Origin of the sequence: Nitrospirillum viridazoti CBAmc (assembly GCF_000730165.1) — a bacterium.
GTDB lineage: Bacteria > Pseudomonadota > Alphaproteobacteria > Azospirillales > Azospirillaceae > Nitrospirillum > Nitrospirillum viridazoti.
On the sequence record NZ_CP022110.1, the window covers coordinates 1,507,120 to 1,522,635 of the forward strand.

At 65.3% G+C, this 15,516-nt stretch carries 16 protein-coding genes; 12 read left to right on the top strand and 4 right to left on the bottom strand.

All coding sequences use genetic code 11. The annotated features are described in order from the left end of the window. The first annotated feature begins 18 nt into the window (after positions 1-18). The gene (smpB, locus tag Y958_RS06960; RefSeq protein ID WP_004272619.1) at positions 19-489 is read left to right on the top strand and encodes an SsrA-binding protein SmpB; all 471 of its coding nucleotides are present in this window, start codon (positions 19-21) and stop codon (positions 487-489) included. Positions 490-535: 46 nt separating this feature from the next. On the opposite strand, the gene Y958_RS06965 is transcribed toward smpB, so the two are convergent. Both Y958_RS06965 and Y958_RS06970 read right to left on the bottom strand, forming a co-directional pair. Continuing rightward, entirely contained in the window at positions 536-1,180 is a 645-nt protein-coding gene (locus Y958_RS06965; RefSeq protein ID WP_186291099.1) for a uracil-DNA glycosylase, read from the bottom strand. 41 nt (positions 1,181-1,221) lie between these two features. Next, on the bottom strand, positions 1,222-1,806 hold the full coding sequence (locus Y958_RS06970) for a LabA-like NYN domain-containing protein (RefSeq protein ID WP_088871427.1): 585 nt from the start codon (positions 1,804-1,806) through the stop codon (positions 1,222-1,224). Positions 1,807-2,066: 260 nt separating this feature from the next. Here Y958_RS06970 and folK point away from each other — a divergent pair, with 260 nt between their 5' ends. The 9 genes from folK to Y958_RS07015 all read left to right on the top strand — a co-directional run bounded on the left by folK (position 2,067) and on the right by Y958_RS07015 (position 10,282). Then, positions 2,067-2,558 carry a 2-amino-4-hydroxy-6-hydroxymethyldihydropteridine diphosphokinase gene (gene folK / locus Y958_RS06975; RefSeq protein ID WP_186291100.1) on the top strand — a complete coding sequence of 164 codons (492 nt, stop codon included), beginning with the start codon at positions 2,067-2,069 and terminating at the stop codon, positions 2,556-2,558. Between the two features lie 176 nt (positions 2,559-2,734). Further along, positions 2,735-3,118, top strand: coding sequence for a DNA-directed RNA polymerase subunit omega (rpoZ, locus tag Y958_RS06980; protein WP_088871428.1), 384 nt, complete (start codon positions 2,735-2,737; stop codon positions 3,116-3,118). A 135-nt stretch (positions 3,119-3,253) separates the two neighbouring features. Beyond that, positions 3,254-5,434, top strand: a complete 2,181-nt coding sequence (locus Y958_RS06985) for a RelA/SpoT family protein (protein WP_088871429.1) — start codon at positions 3,254-3,256, stop codon at positions 5,432-5,434. A gap of 193 nt (positions 5,435-5,627) precedes the next feature. Further along, a complete protein-coding gene (locus Y958_RS06990; protein WP_004272615.1) occupies positions 5,628-6,185 on the top strand; it encodes a DUF2062 domain-containing protein in 558 nt (185 codons plus the stop codon). Between the two features lies 1 nt (position 6,186). After that, on the top strand, positions 6,187-6,969 hold the full coding sequence (locus Y958_RS06995) for a pyridoxine 5'-phosphate synthase (protein ID WP_088871430.1): 783 nt from the start codon (positions 6,187-6,189) through the stop codon (positions 6,967-6,969). Continuing rightward, complete coding sequence (acpS, locus tag Y958_RS07000) at positions 6,969-7,436, top strand: holo-ACP synthase (protein WP_088871431.1); 468 nt, start codon at positions 6,969-6,971, stop codon at positions 7,434-7,436. Before Y958_RS06995 ends, acpS begins: the two co-directional genes overlap by 1 nt. A 58-nt stretch (positions 7,437-7,494) precedes the next feature. Further along, positions 7,495-8,271: a signal peptidase I gene (gene lepB, locus Y958_RS07005; protein ID WP_040845561.1), complete on the top strand. Its 777-nt coding sequence runs from the start codon at positions 7,495-7,497 to the stop codon at positions 8,269-8,271. A 4-nt stretch (positions 8,272-8,275) separates the two neighbouring features. Continuing rightward, positions 8,276-8,995, top strand: coding sequence for a ribonuclease III (gene rnc, locus Y958_RS07010; RefSeq protein ID WP_088871432.1), 720 nt, complete (start codon positions 8,276-8,278; stop codon positions 8,993-8,995). A 111-nt stretch (positions 8,996-9,106) separates the two neighbouring features. After that, on the top strand, positions 9,107-10,282 hold the full coding sequence (locus tag Y958_RS07015) for a M23 family metallopeptidase (RefSeq protein WP_088871433.1): 1,176 nt from the start codon (positions 9,107-9,109) through the stop codon (positions 10,280-10,282). A gap of 9 nt (positions 10,283-10,291) precedes the next feature. Here the strand turns inward: Y958_RS07015 and Y958_RS32300 are convergent, their stop codons facing one another. Both Y958_RS32300 and Y958_RS07030 read right to left on the bottom strand, forming a co-directional pair. Next, entirely contained in the window at positions 10,292-11,605 is a 1,314-nt protein-coding gene (locus Y958_RS32300; RefSeq protein ID WP_244909214.1) for an SIP domain-containing protein, read from the bottom strand. Between the two features lie 338 nt (positions 11,606-11,943). After that, positions 11,944-12,969 carry a glycerophosphodiester phosphodiesterase gene (locus Y958_RS07030; protein WP_088871434.1) on the bottom strand — a complete coding sequence of 342 codons (1,026 nt, stop codon included), beginning with the start codon at positions 12,967-12,969 and terminating at the stop codon, positions 11,944-11,946. A 426-nt stretch (positions 12,970-13,395) separates the two neighbouring features. On the opposite strand from Y958_RS07030, the gene era reads away from it, so the two are divergent. Both era and Y958_RS31265 read left to right on the top strand, forming a co-directional pair. Beyond that, on the top strand, positions 13,396-14,283 hold the full coding sequence (gene era, locus Y958_RS07035) for a GTPase Era (protein WP_244909422.1): 888 nt from the start codon (positions 13,396-13,398) through the stop codon (positions 14,281-14,283). 150 nt (positions 14,284-14,433) lie between these two features. Then, the gene (locus Y958_RS31265) at positions 14,434-15,495 is read left to right on the top strand and encodes a hypothetical protein (RefSeq protein WP_145727821.1); all 1,062 of its coding nucleotides are present in this window, start codon (positions 14,434-14,436) and stop codon (positions 15,493-15,495) included. The last annotated feature ends 21 nt before the right edge of the window (positions 15,496-15,516 follow it).

Consider the following 15,516-nt stretch of genomic DNA (forward strand, 5'->3'; position numbering starts at 1 on the left):
AAGGGTCGGGTAGCCGCCATGGCACGTGCCGACGAACATAAATACGCCGCGCAAAATCGGCGTGCCCGCTTCGATTTTTTCATTACCGAAACGATCGAGGCGGGCATCATGCTGACCGGGACGGAGGTGAAGTCGCTTCGCGCCGGCCGCGTCAGCATCGCCGAGTCCTACGCCGGCGAGCGGGATGGGGAGTTGTACCTGATCAACGCCCATTTCCCGGAGTACCAGTTGGCCGGCCGCTTCTTTCAGCATGAGCCCAAACGGGCGCGCAAGCTGCTGGTCCGCCGCCGCGAGATGGACAAGCTGTTCGCCTCCATCCGTCGCGACGGCGTCACCCTGATTCCCCTGTCGATCTATTTCAATGATCGCGGCTACGCCAAGGTCGAGATCGGCGTGGCCAAGGGCAAGAAGAAGGGCGACAAGCGCGAGGCGGAGAAGGAACGCGATTGGCAGCGCGACAAGGCGCGCCTGATGCGGGCCAAGGGCTAATACGGAACATAAAAAAAGGCCGGGGTCTTTACTCCGGCCTTTCGCTTTAGGTGCCCAGGTACTGGCGCACGGCCTTGAACACGTCCTCGAACATGGTGTCGGTCAGGCGGCCGGTGTTGGTGTTGTAGCGGGAGCAGTGATAGCTGTCGAACAGCGTCACCCCGCCGCCCAGGTCGTGCCGGGCGCCGTGGCCGAAGGGGTGGGCCGCCTGCCGCAGGCCGAAGGTGCGGATGACGCTGGTGTGGGAGACTGAGCCCAGGGCCACCACGGCCTTGAGCCTGATCATCGCTTCCAGTTCCGCCACCAGGAAGGGGCGGCAGGTGTGCGATTCTTCCGGCGTAGGCTTGTTCTCGGGCGGCACGCAGCGGACGGCGTTGGTGATGCGCGCGTCGACCAGGGTCAGGCCGTCATCCGGCCGCTCCAGATACTGGCCCGTGGCGAAGCCGAACTTCAGCAGGGTGGCGTACAGCAGGTCGCCGGCATAGTCGCCGGTGAAGGGACGGCCGCTGAAGTTGGCACCGCGCAGGCCGGGGGCCAGGCCCACCACCAGCAGGCGGGCGTCCAGGCCGCCGAAGGACGGCACCGGCCCGTTGAATTTATCAGGGAAGGCCGCGCGGTTGCGCAGGCGATAATCCACCAACCGGGGACATAAGGGGCAGTCATGCCCCGGCGGCGTCGGGTTCTGTGTCATGGGATAAGGGCGCCCGTTACGTGTCGTGTGGGCGCCGGATATCATTCCACCGGCGTGGTGTCGATAAGCTGCGCGTGCTCTACCGGCGGGCGGGGGGCGTGGGCGCGGGCAATGTCGGGCGCCAGATCCATCAGCTCGATGAAGTTGTCGGCCTGGCGGCGCAATTCGTCGGCGATCATGGGCGGGGTGGAGCGCACGGTGCTGATCACCGAGACGCGCACGCCCTTGCGCTGCACCGCCTCCACCAGACGACGGAAGTCGCCGTCGCCGGAAAACAGCATGATGTGGTCCAAATGCTGCGCCATCTCCATGACATCGATGGCCAGTTCGATGTCCATGTTGCCCTTGATCTTTCGGCGACCGGATGCGTCGGTGTATTCCTTGGTCGGCTTCGTGACCATGGTATAGCCGTTATAGTCCAGCCAGTCGACCAGCGGCCGAATCGGCGAATATTCCTGGTCTTCAACCAGCGCGGTATAATAGAAGGCGCGAATCAGGCGTCCACGCTTCCCGCAGAAATTCAACAAACGCTTATAATCGATATCGAAATTTAGTGCGCGCGCGGCGGCGAATAAATTGGCCCCATCAATGAAGAGGGCGAGGCGTTCCTCGGGATAATGCAACATTTTATATTCCTTTGAATATTATTTGGGAGAGTAATGCAGCGGGTTCAATTATCAGTAGCGTGCCGTCTTTATAGCGCGCTGACAAGCGCCTACATAAAGTGAATGGGTTAACGCGTTCAAGCGAGATATGGTCGCAGCCAGCGTATTTAAAGCCGCATCTGCCTTTTGGGGATGTCGTGGCCAAGGGCAGGCACGGTATTTAGGCCTTAAGGGTAGATGCGACGTCCACCCGCACGGTGCGCGCAGTAGGGGTACGGTGAATGATTCTGGTGGGCGTGGGGTCGAACCTGTCGGTTCCCGGCGTCGGCGGCTCACGCGATGTCGTGGCCGCGGCGGTGCGGGCGCTGGCTGGCGAAGGGGTGACGGTGGTGGCGGTGTCGCCATGGTACCGCAGCGCCCCGGTGCCCATGTCCGATCAGCCCTGGTACGTCAATGGCGTGGTGCGGGTGGAAACGGACCTGGACGCCCCGGCGCTGCTGGCCGTCCTGCACCGGGTGGAGACCGCGTTCGGCCGGGTGCGGCGGCAGGTGAACGAGGCGCGGGGGCTGGACCTGGATCTCTTAGCCTACCATGACCACGTCCGGGCGGAGGCGCCGGTGCTGCCCCATCCCCGCCTGCACCAGCGCGCCTTCGTGCTGCTGCCGCTGCGCGACCTGGCACCGGGGTGGCGGCATCCGGTGACAGGGATGGACGTGGCCAGCCTGGTGGCGGGCTTGCCGCCCGGCCAGGTGACGGAGCGCATCGATGACTAGGAGGAGGGCGGGGCATCAGACCCTTGTCCCCGGCCGTTCTTCACGACCGAAACGCAGGAATGCGGCGGATCGGGTGTCGCCTTCCTTGCAACCGTGAAAACAGGCCCTTATAACTATGGGATGGTGTTCAGTGCCCCTATTCCCGGCACCCGTTTCGTTGTTGGAGTGAGCAAGGTATGGCCCGCGTTACCGTTGAAGATTGCGTCCTGAAGGTTCCGAACCGGTTCGAACTGGTGATGATGGCGGCCCAGCGGGCGCGGGACGTGGCGGCCGGCGCGCCGCTGTCGGTCGATCGCGACAATGACAAAAACCCGGTCGTCGCCCTGCGCGAGATCGCGGATGAGACGGTGGTGCTGGACAGCCTGAAGAACTCCCTGATCAAGGGGCATCAGCGCGTCCAGGAGCAGGACGAGCCTGAGGAAGAGATCATCGAGCTGATGGCCGGTGAGCAGGCCTGGGCCGTGCAGGGCGCCGCCGGTGAAGATGACGATCTGGGCGCTGAGGATGTCGCCGAGGACACGGCGCAGGGTGACGACCTCGGCGACGACGAGGGCCTCTGAGCCGGTGGTGGGGCAGGCCGTGGGTAAGCGACCCGTCCCCCTTGGCTATTTTTTCATGGATAACGCCCTGAACGGCCACGCCGCGCTCGCTGCGGTTCCCCGTGTGCAACAGGCCTGGGGCCGGGCAGGGCATCCATGATGCGCCAGTATGAACTGGTTGAGCGCGTCCGCTCCTACGATCCCAACGCGGACGAGGACAAGCTCAATCGCGCCTACGTCTTCTCCATGAAGGCGCACGGGTCGCAGAAGCGCGCGTCGGGCGACCCCTACTTTTCCCACCCGTTGGAGGTGGCCGGGCTGCTGACCCAGCTGAAGCTGGACGGCGCTTCCATCATCACGGCCCTGCTGCACGACACGGTCGAGGACACGCTGACCACCTTGGACGAGGTGCAGCGCCTGTTCGGGCCGGAGATCGCGCGGCTGGTGGACGGCGTCACCAAGCTGTCGCGCATCGAGCTGCAGAACCTGGAAAGCGACCAGTCCAAGCAGGCGGAGAACTTCCGCAAGCTGGTGCTGGCGATGTCGGAAGACATCCGCGTCCTGCTGGTGAAGCTGGCCGACCGTCTGCACAACATGCAGACGCTGCACTACCTGTCCAAGCCGGAGAAGCGCAAGCGCATCGCCCGCGAGACGCTGGAGATCTACGCGCCGCTGGCGGAGCGCATCGGCATCCAGCGCTGGAAGGATCAGCTGGAAGAGCTGTCGTTCAAGGAACTGAACCCGGACGCCTACGACAGCATCACCAAGCGCCTGCAGGATTTGGAAGAGCAGGGTGCGGGCCGCGTCGACCGCATCATCCATGAGCTGGTGGACACCCTGCACGAGAACGGCCTGCCCCAGGCCACCGTGTCGGGCCGGCGCAAGGCGCCCTATTCCATCTGGCGCAAGATGCAGCGCAAGAACGTGACGTTCGAGCAGCTGTCCGACGTCATGGCCTTCCGCATCACCGTCGAATCCATCGAGCAGTGCTACCAGGCGCTGGGCGTCATCCACGCCCGCTATCCGGTGGTGCCGGGGCGCTTCAAGGACTACGTCTCCACGCCCAAGCCCAACGGTTATCGCTCGCTGCACACCACCGTCATCGGGCCGGAGCGCCAGCGCATCGAGGTGCAGATCCGCACCGCCGAGATGCACGAGGTTTCCGAGCTGGGTGTCGCCGCCCACTGGGCCTACAAGTCGGACGGCAGCAGCCAGCCCAAGACCGAGGGACGGCAATACCGCTGGCTGCGCGAGCTGCTGGACATCCTGGAGCATGCGGTCCGGCCGGAAGAGTTCCTGGAGCACACCAAGCTGGAGCTGTTCCAGGACCAGGTGTTCTGCTTCACGCCCAAGGGCGACCTGATCGCCCTGCCGCGCGGCGCCACGCCGGTGGATTTCGCCTACGCCGTGCACAGCCAGATCGGCGACACCTGCGTCGGCGCCAAGATCAACGGCCGCATTCAGCCGCTGCGCAGCCAGCTGCAGAACGGCGACCAGGTCGAGGTCGTCACCAGCAAGGCGCAGACGCCGTCGCCCGACTGGGAAAACTTCGTCGTCACGGGCAAGGCCCGCGCCCGCATCCGCCGCTACATCCGCACCCAACAGCGCGCCCAGCATATCGAGCTGGGCCGGGCCATGGTGCAGAAGATCTTCCGGCAGGAAGGCTACGACTATTCCGACAAGGCCCTGGAAGGCGTCCTCAAGATCTTCCAGTACCAGTCCGCCGATGACCTGATCGCCGCCATCGGTGCCGGCCTGGCCGGCGCCCGCGACGTGTTCAACGCCGTCTTCCCCGGCCACAAGGTGGTGCAGCAGGTCACGCCGGACGAGAAGATCATCCAGCTGACCCGCGGCAAGACCAGCAAGCCCAAGGGGAAGGACAGCCCGCTGCCCATCAAGGGCCTGATCCCGGGCATGGCCGTGCACTACGCCCGCTGCTGCCACCCCCTGCCGGGTGACCGCATCGTCGGCATCGTCACCACCGGCAAGGGCGTCACCATCCACACCATCGACTGCGAGACGCTGGAAAGCTTCCACGACAGCCCGGAACGATGGATCGACGTCTCCTGGGACAACGAGGCCGACGGCGCGGATGAGAAGGTGGGCCGCATCACCGTGGTGGTGGCGAACGAGCCGGGTAGCCTGGGCACCGTGTCCACGGTGATCGGCAAGAACGGCGGCAACATCACCAACCTGAAGATCACCCACCGCACGACCGACTTTTTCGAGATGTTGATCGATATCGACGTGCATGACGTGAAACATCTGACCAATATCATCGCCGCGCTGCGGGCCACGCCGGTCATCAATTCCGTTGACCGGGCGCGGGGCCGCTGACGCGGTGCCCCGGATGTCGTGCTAAAGATTGGCATAGGGGAGGAACCGGTCGATCCGCGGGGCGTGCGGCACGATCGGCCTAGACGAAGGTCATACGGCGCTGGCGTGGCGGCGTGCCCAGGTCTAGAACAGTGCAAGTTTGTCGGGGGGCCGACACCCATCGCCCAGAGACTTACCCAGGGGCAGCAGGCTTATGTTCCGCCGTCGTGAAAAAAGGCCGTTCGCCAAAGCTGTGAAGCAGACCTTGTGGCCCCGCATGGGCTGGCGCCGCGCCGGTCGCTATTGGATGCACCGCATTGGTCGCGTGCCCGGCACGCCCTATGGCATCTCCGCCGGCTTCGCCAGTGGTGTCGCCATGGCCATGACGCCCTTCATGGGGGTGCACTTCCCCCTGTCCATCGGTCTGGCCTGGCTGCTGCGCGGTTCCATCGCGGCCTCGCTGCTGGGCACGCTGTTCGGCAACCCGGTGACCTGGCCCTTCATCTGGCTGGCGACTTACCGTCTGGGCTGCTTCGTCCTGCACATGCACCCCGGCCACGGCCCCATGGAGCTGTCGTGGAGCGTGCTGCGCCACAGCGCCTGGCAGGTGGTGGCACCCATGACCGTCGGCGGCTTCCTGTCCGCCGCCCTGACCTGGCCCCTGGTTTTCCTGGTGCTGCGCCCCCTGATCGCGCGCTACAAGCACCACCGCATCGCCGCCAGCCATCATCACCCGGTTCTGGGCCATGAGCCCAAGCCGGCCGGAGATTGACATGACGTCTGAAACCCAGAGCCAGCGCTTGCGCCTGGGCGTCAACATCGACCACGTGGCCACCATCCGCAACGCCCGTGGCGGCGTCCATCCCGACGTGTTGCGCGCCGCCCACCTGGCCGCCGACGCCGGTGCCGACGGCATCACCGCCCATCTGCGCGAAGACCGCCGCCATATCCGCGACAGCGACATCGACCGCCTGATGTCGGAAATCTCGCTGCCCCTGAACCTGGAGATGGCGGCGACGGAGGAGATGCTGGCCATCGCGCTGCGCCACCGCCCGCACGCCGCCTGCCTGGTGCCGGAGCGCAGGCAGGAGCGGACGACCGAGGGCGGGCTGGACGTGGTGGGCGGCTATGACCACCTGGCCCCCATCGTCGGCCGCCTGAACGACGCCGGCGTGCGCGTGTCACTGTTCATAGCACCCGACCGGGCGCAGCTGGACGCGGCCAGGCGCATCGGCGCCCCGGTGGTGGAACTGCACACCGGCCGCTACGCCGATGCCGAGAATGCCGCCGAGCTTGAGGCCGAATTGGCGCGCCTGACCGAGGCCGCCGCCCATGCGGGCCAGATCGGCCTGGAATGCCATGCCGGCCACGGCCTGCGCTTCGACAACGTGGTGCCGGTCGCGGCGCTGCCGCAGGTGCGGGAGCTGAACATCGGCCACTTCCTGGTGGGCGAGGCGGTGTTTGTCGGGCTGGAGGCCGCCATCCGCCAGATGCGGGCGCTGATGGACCAGGCCCGTCCCGCCGGGGCCCATTCCACCGGCACTGCGGCGTCATAATGTCCTTCGGCGCTTTTCAGCCCGGCAGCGTCATCCTGGGCATCGGCAACGACCTGATCGACATCACCCGTATCGAGAAGACCCTGGCGCGGTTCGGCCAGCGCTTCGTCGAGCGGGTCTTCACCGACGTGGAGCAGGCGAAGTCCGACCGGCGCGCAAAATCCAACGGCCGCGCCGCCAGCTACGCCAAGCGCTATGCCGCCAAGGAGGCCTGTTCCAAGGCGCTGGGAACGGGTTTCCGCGAGGGCGTGTTCCACAAGGACATGGGCGTCATCAACCTGCCCAGCGGCCAGCCGACACTATGTCTCACCGGCGGCGCCCTGGAGAGGTTGCGGGCGATGACGCCGCCGGGCATGGTGGCGCAGATTCATCTGACGCTGACGGATGAGCCGCCCATGGCGGAGGCCTTCGTCATCATCACGGCGACGCCAGCCCCGGCTGGTGGCGCCGCCAATGGTATTGCTTGAAAATCCCGGTAGGCCCGCTAGATCGGTGCCACCCACTCTCACGAGGTTGTTTCGTTCCATGAGCCAGCAGAATGATCGCGTCAGCCGCGCGGCCCCCCAGCCCCAGGCGGAAAGCTGGGGCGATGTGGTGCGGACGGTCATCTACGCCCTGATCATCGCGCTGGGCGTGCGGACCGTGGCGTTCGAGCCGTTCAACATCCCCTCGGGCTCCATGATCCCGACGCTGCTCATCGGCGATTACGTCTTCGTGTCCAAGTTCAGCTACGGCTACAGCCGCTTCTCGCTGCCGCTGGGCCTGCCGCTGTTTCACGGCCGCATCTTCGGCAGCGTGCCGGAGCGGGGGGACGTGGTGGTCTTCCGCCTGCCCACGGACACCAGCCAGGACTACATCAAGCGCGTGATCGGCCTGCCCGGCGACCGCATCCAGATGATCGACGGCATCCTGCACATCAATGGCGAGCCGGTGAAGCGTGAGCGGGTCGAGGATTACACCATGGAGACGCCGTTCGGCCGCCAGAGCGCCGTGCCGCGCTACATCGAGACTCTGCCTAACGGCGTGAAGCACACCATCATCGAGATTATGGGCGACGACGGCGGGCTGGACAACACGCCCGTCTACACCGTGCCCGAGGGCCATATCTTCTGCATGGGCGACAACCGCGACAACAGCCAGGACAGCCGCGTCCTGAACGTCGTCGGCTACGTCCCGCTGGAGAACGTGGTGGGCAAGGCCCAGTTCAAGTTCTTCTCGCTGGAAGAGGGCGTGCACTTCTGGGAATTCTGGAAGTGGCCGACGTCCATCCGCTTCGGCCAGATCTTCAGCAAGGCGCACTGACGCCATGGCCACGTCCGCTGGCCCGCTGGACACCGGCGGCGCCGACATCGCCACCCTGGCCGAGGCCCTGGGACACACCTTCACCGAGGCCCGCCACCTGCTGGAGGCGGTGACCCATCCCAGCGTGGCCGGCATCGGTCGCGGCCCCCGCGCCACCACCGGGCATTATGAGCGGCTGGAGTTCCTGGGTGACCGCGTGCTGGGCTTGGTGATCGCCCAGTGGCTGCTGGAACGCTTCCCCGAGGAGAACGAGGGCGGCCTGGCCAAGCGCCACACGGCGCTGGTGCGGGCCGAAGCCCTGGCGGGTGTGGCCGAAAGCCTGGATCTGGGCCGCTACCTGCGCCTGGCCCCAGGCGAGGCGGACGCGGGCGGGCGCACCAAGCCCGCCATCCTGGCGGACGCCTGCGAGGCGGTGATTGGCGCCCTGTACCTGGACGGCGGGCTGGACGTGGCCGGCGCCTTCATCCGCAAGCATTGGGCCGGCCGCATCGACGCCGCCGAACTGCCGCCGGTGGAACCCAAGACCGCCCTGCAGGAATGGGCCCTGGCCCGGGGCCTGCCCCTGCCGGTCTATGAGCAGGTCGGTCGCACCGGCCTGGACCATGAGCCCGTGTTCACCGTGCGCGTGGCCGTGCAGGGCAAGGGCAGCGAGGCCGCCAGCGGCCCGTCCAAGCGGGCCGCCGAGAAGGCCGCCGCGCTGGAGATGCTGAAGCGGTTGGGCTGAGCCCCCGGGCGTTTGACGGTGGACGATTGACCGCGGGCGATTGACGACAGGCGGTTGACGGCGACGCGTTGTGCGGCATCCTGCGGATATTCCATACCGTCAGGGGCCGCCATGCTTCGCTGCCGTCTCGCCCAGGTCCTTGTCGCCAGCGGAGTTCTGGCCGCCGCCTTCGGCGCCAATGCCGGTGCCAGGGCGGAGCCGGATGCCCATTCCATCACCCCCTTGGACATCCGGATCTTGCGCCCGGCCAGCGTGGTGCCGGCCACGGACGGCCGCCATCTGGTGTTCGAGGCGCTGATCAGCAACTTTTCCCCCGTGCCCATGACGTTGGCGACCGTGCGGTTGGGCACGGTGGCACAACCGGCCGCCCTGGCGCGATTCGAGGGCGCGGCCCTGACGGCTCTGCTGTCGCGGCCCGGCCGGCCGTCCGGTGACGGCCAGCCGCCGGTGACGATCATACAGGGCAATACCTACGCCGCCGCCCTGTTCGACGTGCATCTTGGCGATGATGCCGAGGTGGCGGATCTGCGGCTGGCGCTCACCATCGCGCCGTTCAAGCCTGACTTGCCCGACACCACGCTGAACACGGCGGTCGCCGTCCCGCTGGACCGGGCGACGCCCGTCGTCGTCTCCGCCCCCGTCGCCGGCACGGGGTGGGTGGCCTTCAACGGCCTGTCCGCCACCTCCATACACCGGACCACCGTGATGGTGGTGGACGGGCAGGCGCGGGTGCCGGAGCGCTACGCCATCGACTTCATGAGGCTGACCGGGGACGGGCGGGAGTTCGGCGGAGACCAGGCGCGCAACGAGTCCTGGCCCGGCTATGGCCAGGCGGTGCTGGCCGTGGCCGACGGCGTCATCGAGAGCGTGCGCGACGGGTTTCCGGATAACGTGCCCGGCCGGCCGCCGGCGCAGAAGGTCACGCTGGACACCATTGCCGGCAACCAGGTGGTCCTGCGTATGAAAGGGGGGGCGTACGCCTTCTATGCCCATCTCATCCCGGGCAGCATCCCCGTGCGGCCGGGCCAGGCCGTGCACAAGGGCGAGGTGCTGGGCCGGCTGGGCAATTCCGGTCAGTCCGACGCCCCGCACCTGCATTTCCAGGTGGGCGATGGTGGGCATATCGCCGCCAGCGACGGCCTGCCGTTCGTCTTCGACGCCTTCACCCTGCTGGGGGTGGTGGCCGATACGGCGGCGGCCGATGCGGGCGGCGCCTGGACACCAAGCCAGGCACCGCAGCCGCGCCACGGTCAGTTGCCGGCGGAAAACGCGGTCACCGGCTTCTGACGGGCTGTCTTACAGGTTCTCGTGCGCGCCAGCCGCGCCACGCAGCCAATAGCCGGACGCCCGCATCCATTGCGCCGGGTGCTTGCGTTCCTCCAGCACATAGGCGCGCAGGGCCTTGGCCACGGTGGCCTCGGCGGCGATCCAGACATAGCCGTCGCCTGGCGGCAATTGGATACCCTCGACCGCCCGGCGCAGGGTCGCGGCGTCGTCCGTGCCCTGGCTGTCGCGGGTGACCCAGTGGGCGGTCCAGCGCGCCTTGGTCTCGATAGCCTGAATCTCCGCTGCGCTGTCGACGGCCACCACGGTGTGGACCGGTACGCCCGGGCGCAGCTCCTCCAGCCGGCGGCCGATGGCGGGCAGGCCCGTCTCGTCGGCGACCAGCAGGTACCAGTCGAAATCGTCCGGCACGATCATGGAACCGCGCGGGCCGCCGATCTCCAGCGTGTCGCCCACCTTGGCGCCCAGGGCCCAGGCCGTGGCCGGCCCGGCGTCATGCAAGGCGAAGTCCAGGGTCAGGGTGCGGTCCGCCTGGCTGAAGGCGCGGGGGGTGTAGTCGCGCATCAGCGCCTGCCCATCCGGGCCGGGGAAGAACAGCTTGATATGGTCATCGGCGCCGCGGCTGTCGAAGTCCGCCAACTCGGGCGAGGTCAGGACGATGCGCAGCATTTTGGGCGTCAGGTGGGTCACGCCGGTCACGGTCAAGGTGCGCCGCCGAGTGTCGAAGCGCATGCGGCCGATCTGATGGCGGGGGGTGTCGGTCATTCGGTCACCTAGGTCAGGTCTGTCGGGTTGAGGGGCGGGGACGGTTGGCCCGCCGTCCTTGGAGGGGGAGGGCGCCAGGATCTCCGCCGTGGCGCGCCGCAGGATGGCGGCCAGCCGGCGGGCCTCGGCGGCATCGCAGCCGCGCTTGCCGTAAAGGGCGGATTTCAGGGCATGGCGGGCCTGGTGCAGGTCCTCGGACGCTTCGGGATCGGCGTCAGTGACGCCGGCGAAGGCCTCGCGCACCTGATCCATGCGGCCGCCGATGCGGCGCAGGCCCTCCAGGATGGCGACGGCCGTGCCGCGGTGGCCTTCCAGGTGGGCGCGTCCGCTGTCGGTGATGCGGTAGAGCTTGCGGTTGCCTTCCGGCTCCGCCGCCGCGTACCCGATCTCCGCCAGGAAGGTCAGCGCCGGGTATATGACGCCGGGGCTGGGGGTGTAGAAGCCGCCGGACTGTTCCTCCACGGCGCGGATCAGCTCATAACCATGGGCCGGCTTGCGCTCCAGCAGCGCCAGAAGCAGCAGTTCCAGGTCGGCGGACGACAGCTTGCGGCTGCCGGGCATGCCGCCCCCGCCACCGCCCCAGAAGCCGCCGCCCCCGCCGAAACCGCCCCCGTGCTTCCAATGATGCCACCCGCCGCGCCCGCCCATGGCCAGGTAAAGGGGATGGGATGTCGTGTGATCGGAAAACATATCGTACGATATAGCGAACGATATGAAGCCGACAAGAGGGGGCCTGAAAAGAAAACGCCCCGGCGGGCGAACCCGGCCGGGGCGTTTCGTCGCGGTCTCTGAGTGGTCCAGGCCGGCGACCGCAGGCCCCAGAGATTTCTGGGGAGCGGCAGCGGACTGGAAATCAAGGACAAGCGGGCGGATGCCCGCGCCCGCCGTTTGAGGGAACCCTAATGCTTCTGGCCCGGCACGGCCTCGACGGGGAAGGCCTTGGGCAGGGCGATGCCCTTGGCGGCGGCTGCCTCGCGCAGCAGCACCGGCTGGTCGGAGATGATGCCATCCACGCCCATGTCGATCAGCTTGGCCATGTCCTCCGGCTTGTTCACCGTCCAGGGGATGACGGTCAGGCCCAGGCCGTGCGCCTCCGCCACCAGGGCGGCGTCGATGTCGGTGTAGAGCGGCGACCAGACCTTGCCGCCGGCGGCCTTCACCGCCTCGGGCACGCTGCCGCCATGGTCCACGGGGTCGAAGCCGGCGGTCCAGGGCAGCTTGGCGGTCAGGCTAACCGAGGGCTCGCGCGGGTCCTGCTCCGTCAGGTAGACGGTGGGGATGGCGGGGGCCTTTTGCTGCACCACCTGCAGGGTGCGCCAGTCGAAGGACTGGATCATCACCCGGTCCTCGAACTTCTCGGCCTTCAGCACGGCCAGCACTTTGTCCACGAAGACCTCCGGCGTGGGGCTGTCCTCGGGATGGCTGGGGTCGATCTTGGTTTCGATGTTCATCTTAACGGTCTTGTTGCCCGACCGCTTCACCAGGTCGATGACCTCCTTCAGGGTAGGGATGGGCGTGCCGGGAATGGGGCGCTGGTCGGGGAAGTGGCTGCCATAGGCGCTGCCGGGGCGCAGCTGGCCCACGTCGTACTTCTTGATCTGCTCCAGCGTCAGGCTGAAGAAGGCCGGGGTGGGGGCGGTGACGTAGGCGCCGTCCGGCCCCTTGGCCAGGTCGGGGTTCAGGTGCCGCTCATGCGAGATGATGACGGTGCCGTCCTTGGTGATGTTCATGTCCATCTCCAAGGTGATCACGCCCAGCGACAGGGCGTGGGCGAAGGATTGCAGCGTGTTCTCCGGCCACAGGGCGCGGCCGCCGCGGTGCGCCTCGATATCCAGGTCGCGGGCCTGGGCAGGGAGAATGACAGCGGAGGCGAGCGCGGCGGCCAGGGGCAGCCAACGGGGCGCCAAACGGTGCGGCAGGGACATCGAAGCGGGCTCCTGGTAGACTGGGACCGTGAGCCGGCCGAAGCCGGCACGGTCGAGCTATAGCCCGGGCATCCCCTAAGCCCTTGTTAAATTTCTGAGGCGGTGCTGTGCGCCGGTCCCCAGCGCAATCCTTGGATGCCGCGCCGCCGCTGGTGCCGGCGCGCGGTCTGTGTCATGAAGCCGCGCATGCGGCGGCGGGCGGATGCCAAAGGGTGTCCGGGCCCGCCGTTCCCTTTGAGGATGTGAGTGATGAGCGACGTCGAACACGGCCAGGACGGCCTTCCCCCCGATGAGGACACGGTGGCCGGTGCCACGGGCCCCGAGCACGAGGCGCAGGAGGCGCCCGAGGGTGAGGACGAGTACCTGGACGATGAAGACGATTATGAGGATGACGAGGAAGAGGGCGACGGCACGCCGCTCGCGCCCATGCGCTGCGGCTTCGTTGCCCTGGTTGGCGCGCCCAACGCCGGCAAGTCCACGCTGCTGAACGCGGCGGTGGGCAGCAAGGTGTCCATCGTCAGCCCCAAGGTGCAGACCACCCGTTCCCGCGTGCTGGGCATCGGCATGCACGACCGCGCCCAAATCCTGTTCGTCGACCTGCCCGGCATCTTCACGCCCAAGAAGCGGCTGGAGCGCGCCATGGTGGCCGCCGCCTGGTCGGGGGCGGAGGAGGCGGACCTGGTGGCCGTGCTGGTCGACGCCTCGCGCCGCGTGGATGACGACACCAACGGCATCATCCAGCGCCTGAAGGACAGCAAGCGCCAGGCCATCCTGATCCTGAACAAGATCGACCTGATCCCCTATGAGCGGCTGCTGGAACTGGCGGCGCGCTTCAACGAGACGGGTGTGTTCACCGACATCTTCATGATTTCCGCCCTGACTGGCGACGGCCTGAAGGACTTCCTGGACAAGCTGGCCGCCCGCCTGCCGGAAGGCCCCTGGCTGTTCCCGGAGGACCAGCTGTCCGACATGCCGCAGCGCCTGCTGGCCGCCGAGATCACGCGGGAAAAGCTGTTCCTGCAGCTGCACCAGGAACTGCCCTACGCCGTGGCGGTGGAGACCGAGGCGTGGGAGGAGTTCGAGGACGGCTCCGTCAAGATTTCCCAGATCGTCTACGTCCAGCGCCCCAACCAGAAGGCCATCGTGCTGGGCAAGGGCGGCAGCAAGATCAAGTCCATCGGCGCCGCCGCCCGCGTGGAACTTGAGGAAATCCTGGACCGCCGCGTGCACGTCATGCTGTTCGTGAAGGTGCGCGAGGACTGGGCCGAGAAGCCCGACAGCTACAGCCAGTGGGGGCTGGACTTCAACGCGTGACGAGCTAGGTAGTGTCTTTGCCGAACCCGTTGAGATGAAGCTATCTCGACGGGTTTTTTTTTATGTGCATTGGAGGGCGATATGGTATTTCTATTTTAGTTGTTTTATAATATAAAATTACTACTACTAGTTAATTAGAGGGAGGGGGCGATGGGGAGGCATAGAGGACTTTTAAGTAGGCTGGCGCCGGGGTTCCGCCAAGGTGGTGAAGCGCTCGCAACAGAAAGTCTGCGCATAATATTAGAGGCTCATCAGAGCGTTCGTACTCGGTTCATAAATATATTGCAGGAAGTTGGTCTTGATAAGAAATTCTCTCACGCCGTATTTAGAAGTGAATATTGTGTTAAAGGTGTCGGCCGCATTGACGTGGTGGCTAAGACTAGCGCAGAGGAATTAGCATTGGTTTTAGAAGCAAAATTCCCAAGCGCGCCCTTACGTGAGAATCAAATTACAGAGTATAGTAAAAAAGTAGCTGCTGGTGGTGTGCTTTTATATGTTGTTCCTAGGGCGCGTATGCGGGTTATGATCGACCTGATTAAGGAAAAATTAGGAATTCTCTCTTCTATCCAGACTGGGAGCATAGCGGGGCTAATTATTCTACGAAAGGCTGATGAATCTACGTCAGGGGTGGCTATAATAAATTGGGACACTCTTCTGAGTGAAATCGGTCGGGTAGATAATGCTGATATAGCTAATGATGTGGAGCAATTACGTAGTCATTGCAATGACATGGAACTCGTTGAGTTCGAGGAAATTAGGGCAAATACGTTAATTGACAAATCTCTGGCAAAGGAATTTGCTCAGATATTGAGGTTAAGTGATTTGATATTTCAGAAATCAATGGAGCATTTCGGCCTGAAGAAAGTTCGAACGTATGATGAAATGCCTTTTGTCGGTTGGTATTTTGATGGAGTTCCATGGGCGGGATGGTTCGGATTTGATCCGGTTGCATGGGCCCAACACGGATGGTCTCCATTATGGTTAAACATACCACTCGGCAAAAATATTAATTTACTTACCAATAAAGCGAAAGATAACTGGATTTCTGCGGGAGGTCGCCAGGATATTATCCTACATTATTATAATGATTATTGGGGTATTCCTGTCGATATAATAACGATCCCTGATCAGGAAGCCATTATTGGGTATGCACTGAAGTGTATTAGAGGAGTCCATGAAGCCTACATGGCTGTTTCTAATGAATCTGCCTAGATCGATTATGCCTTGACCCTC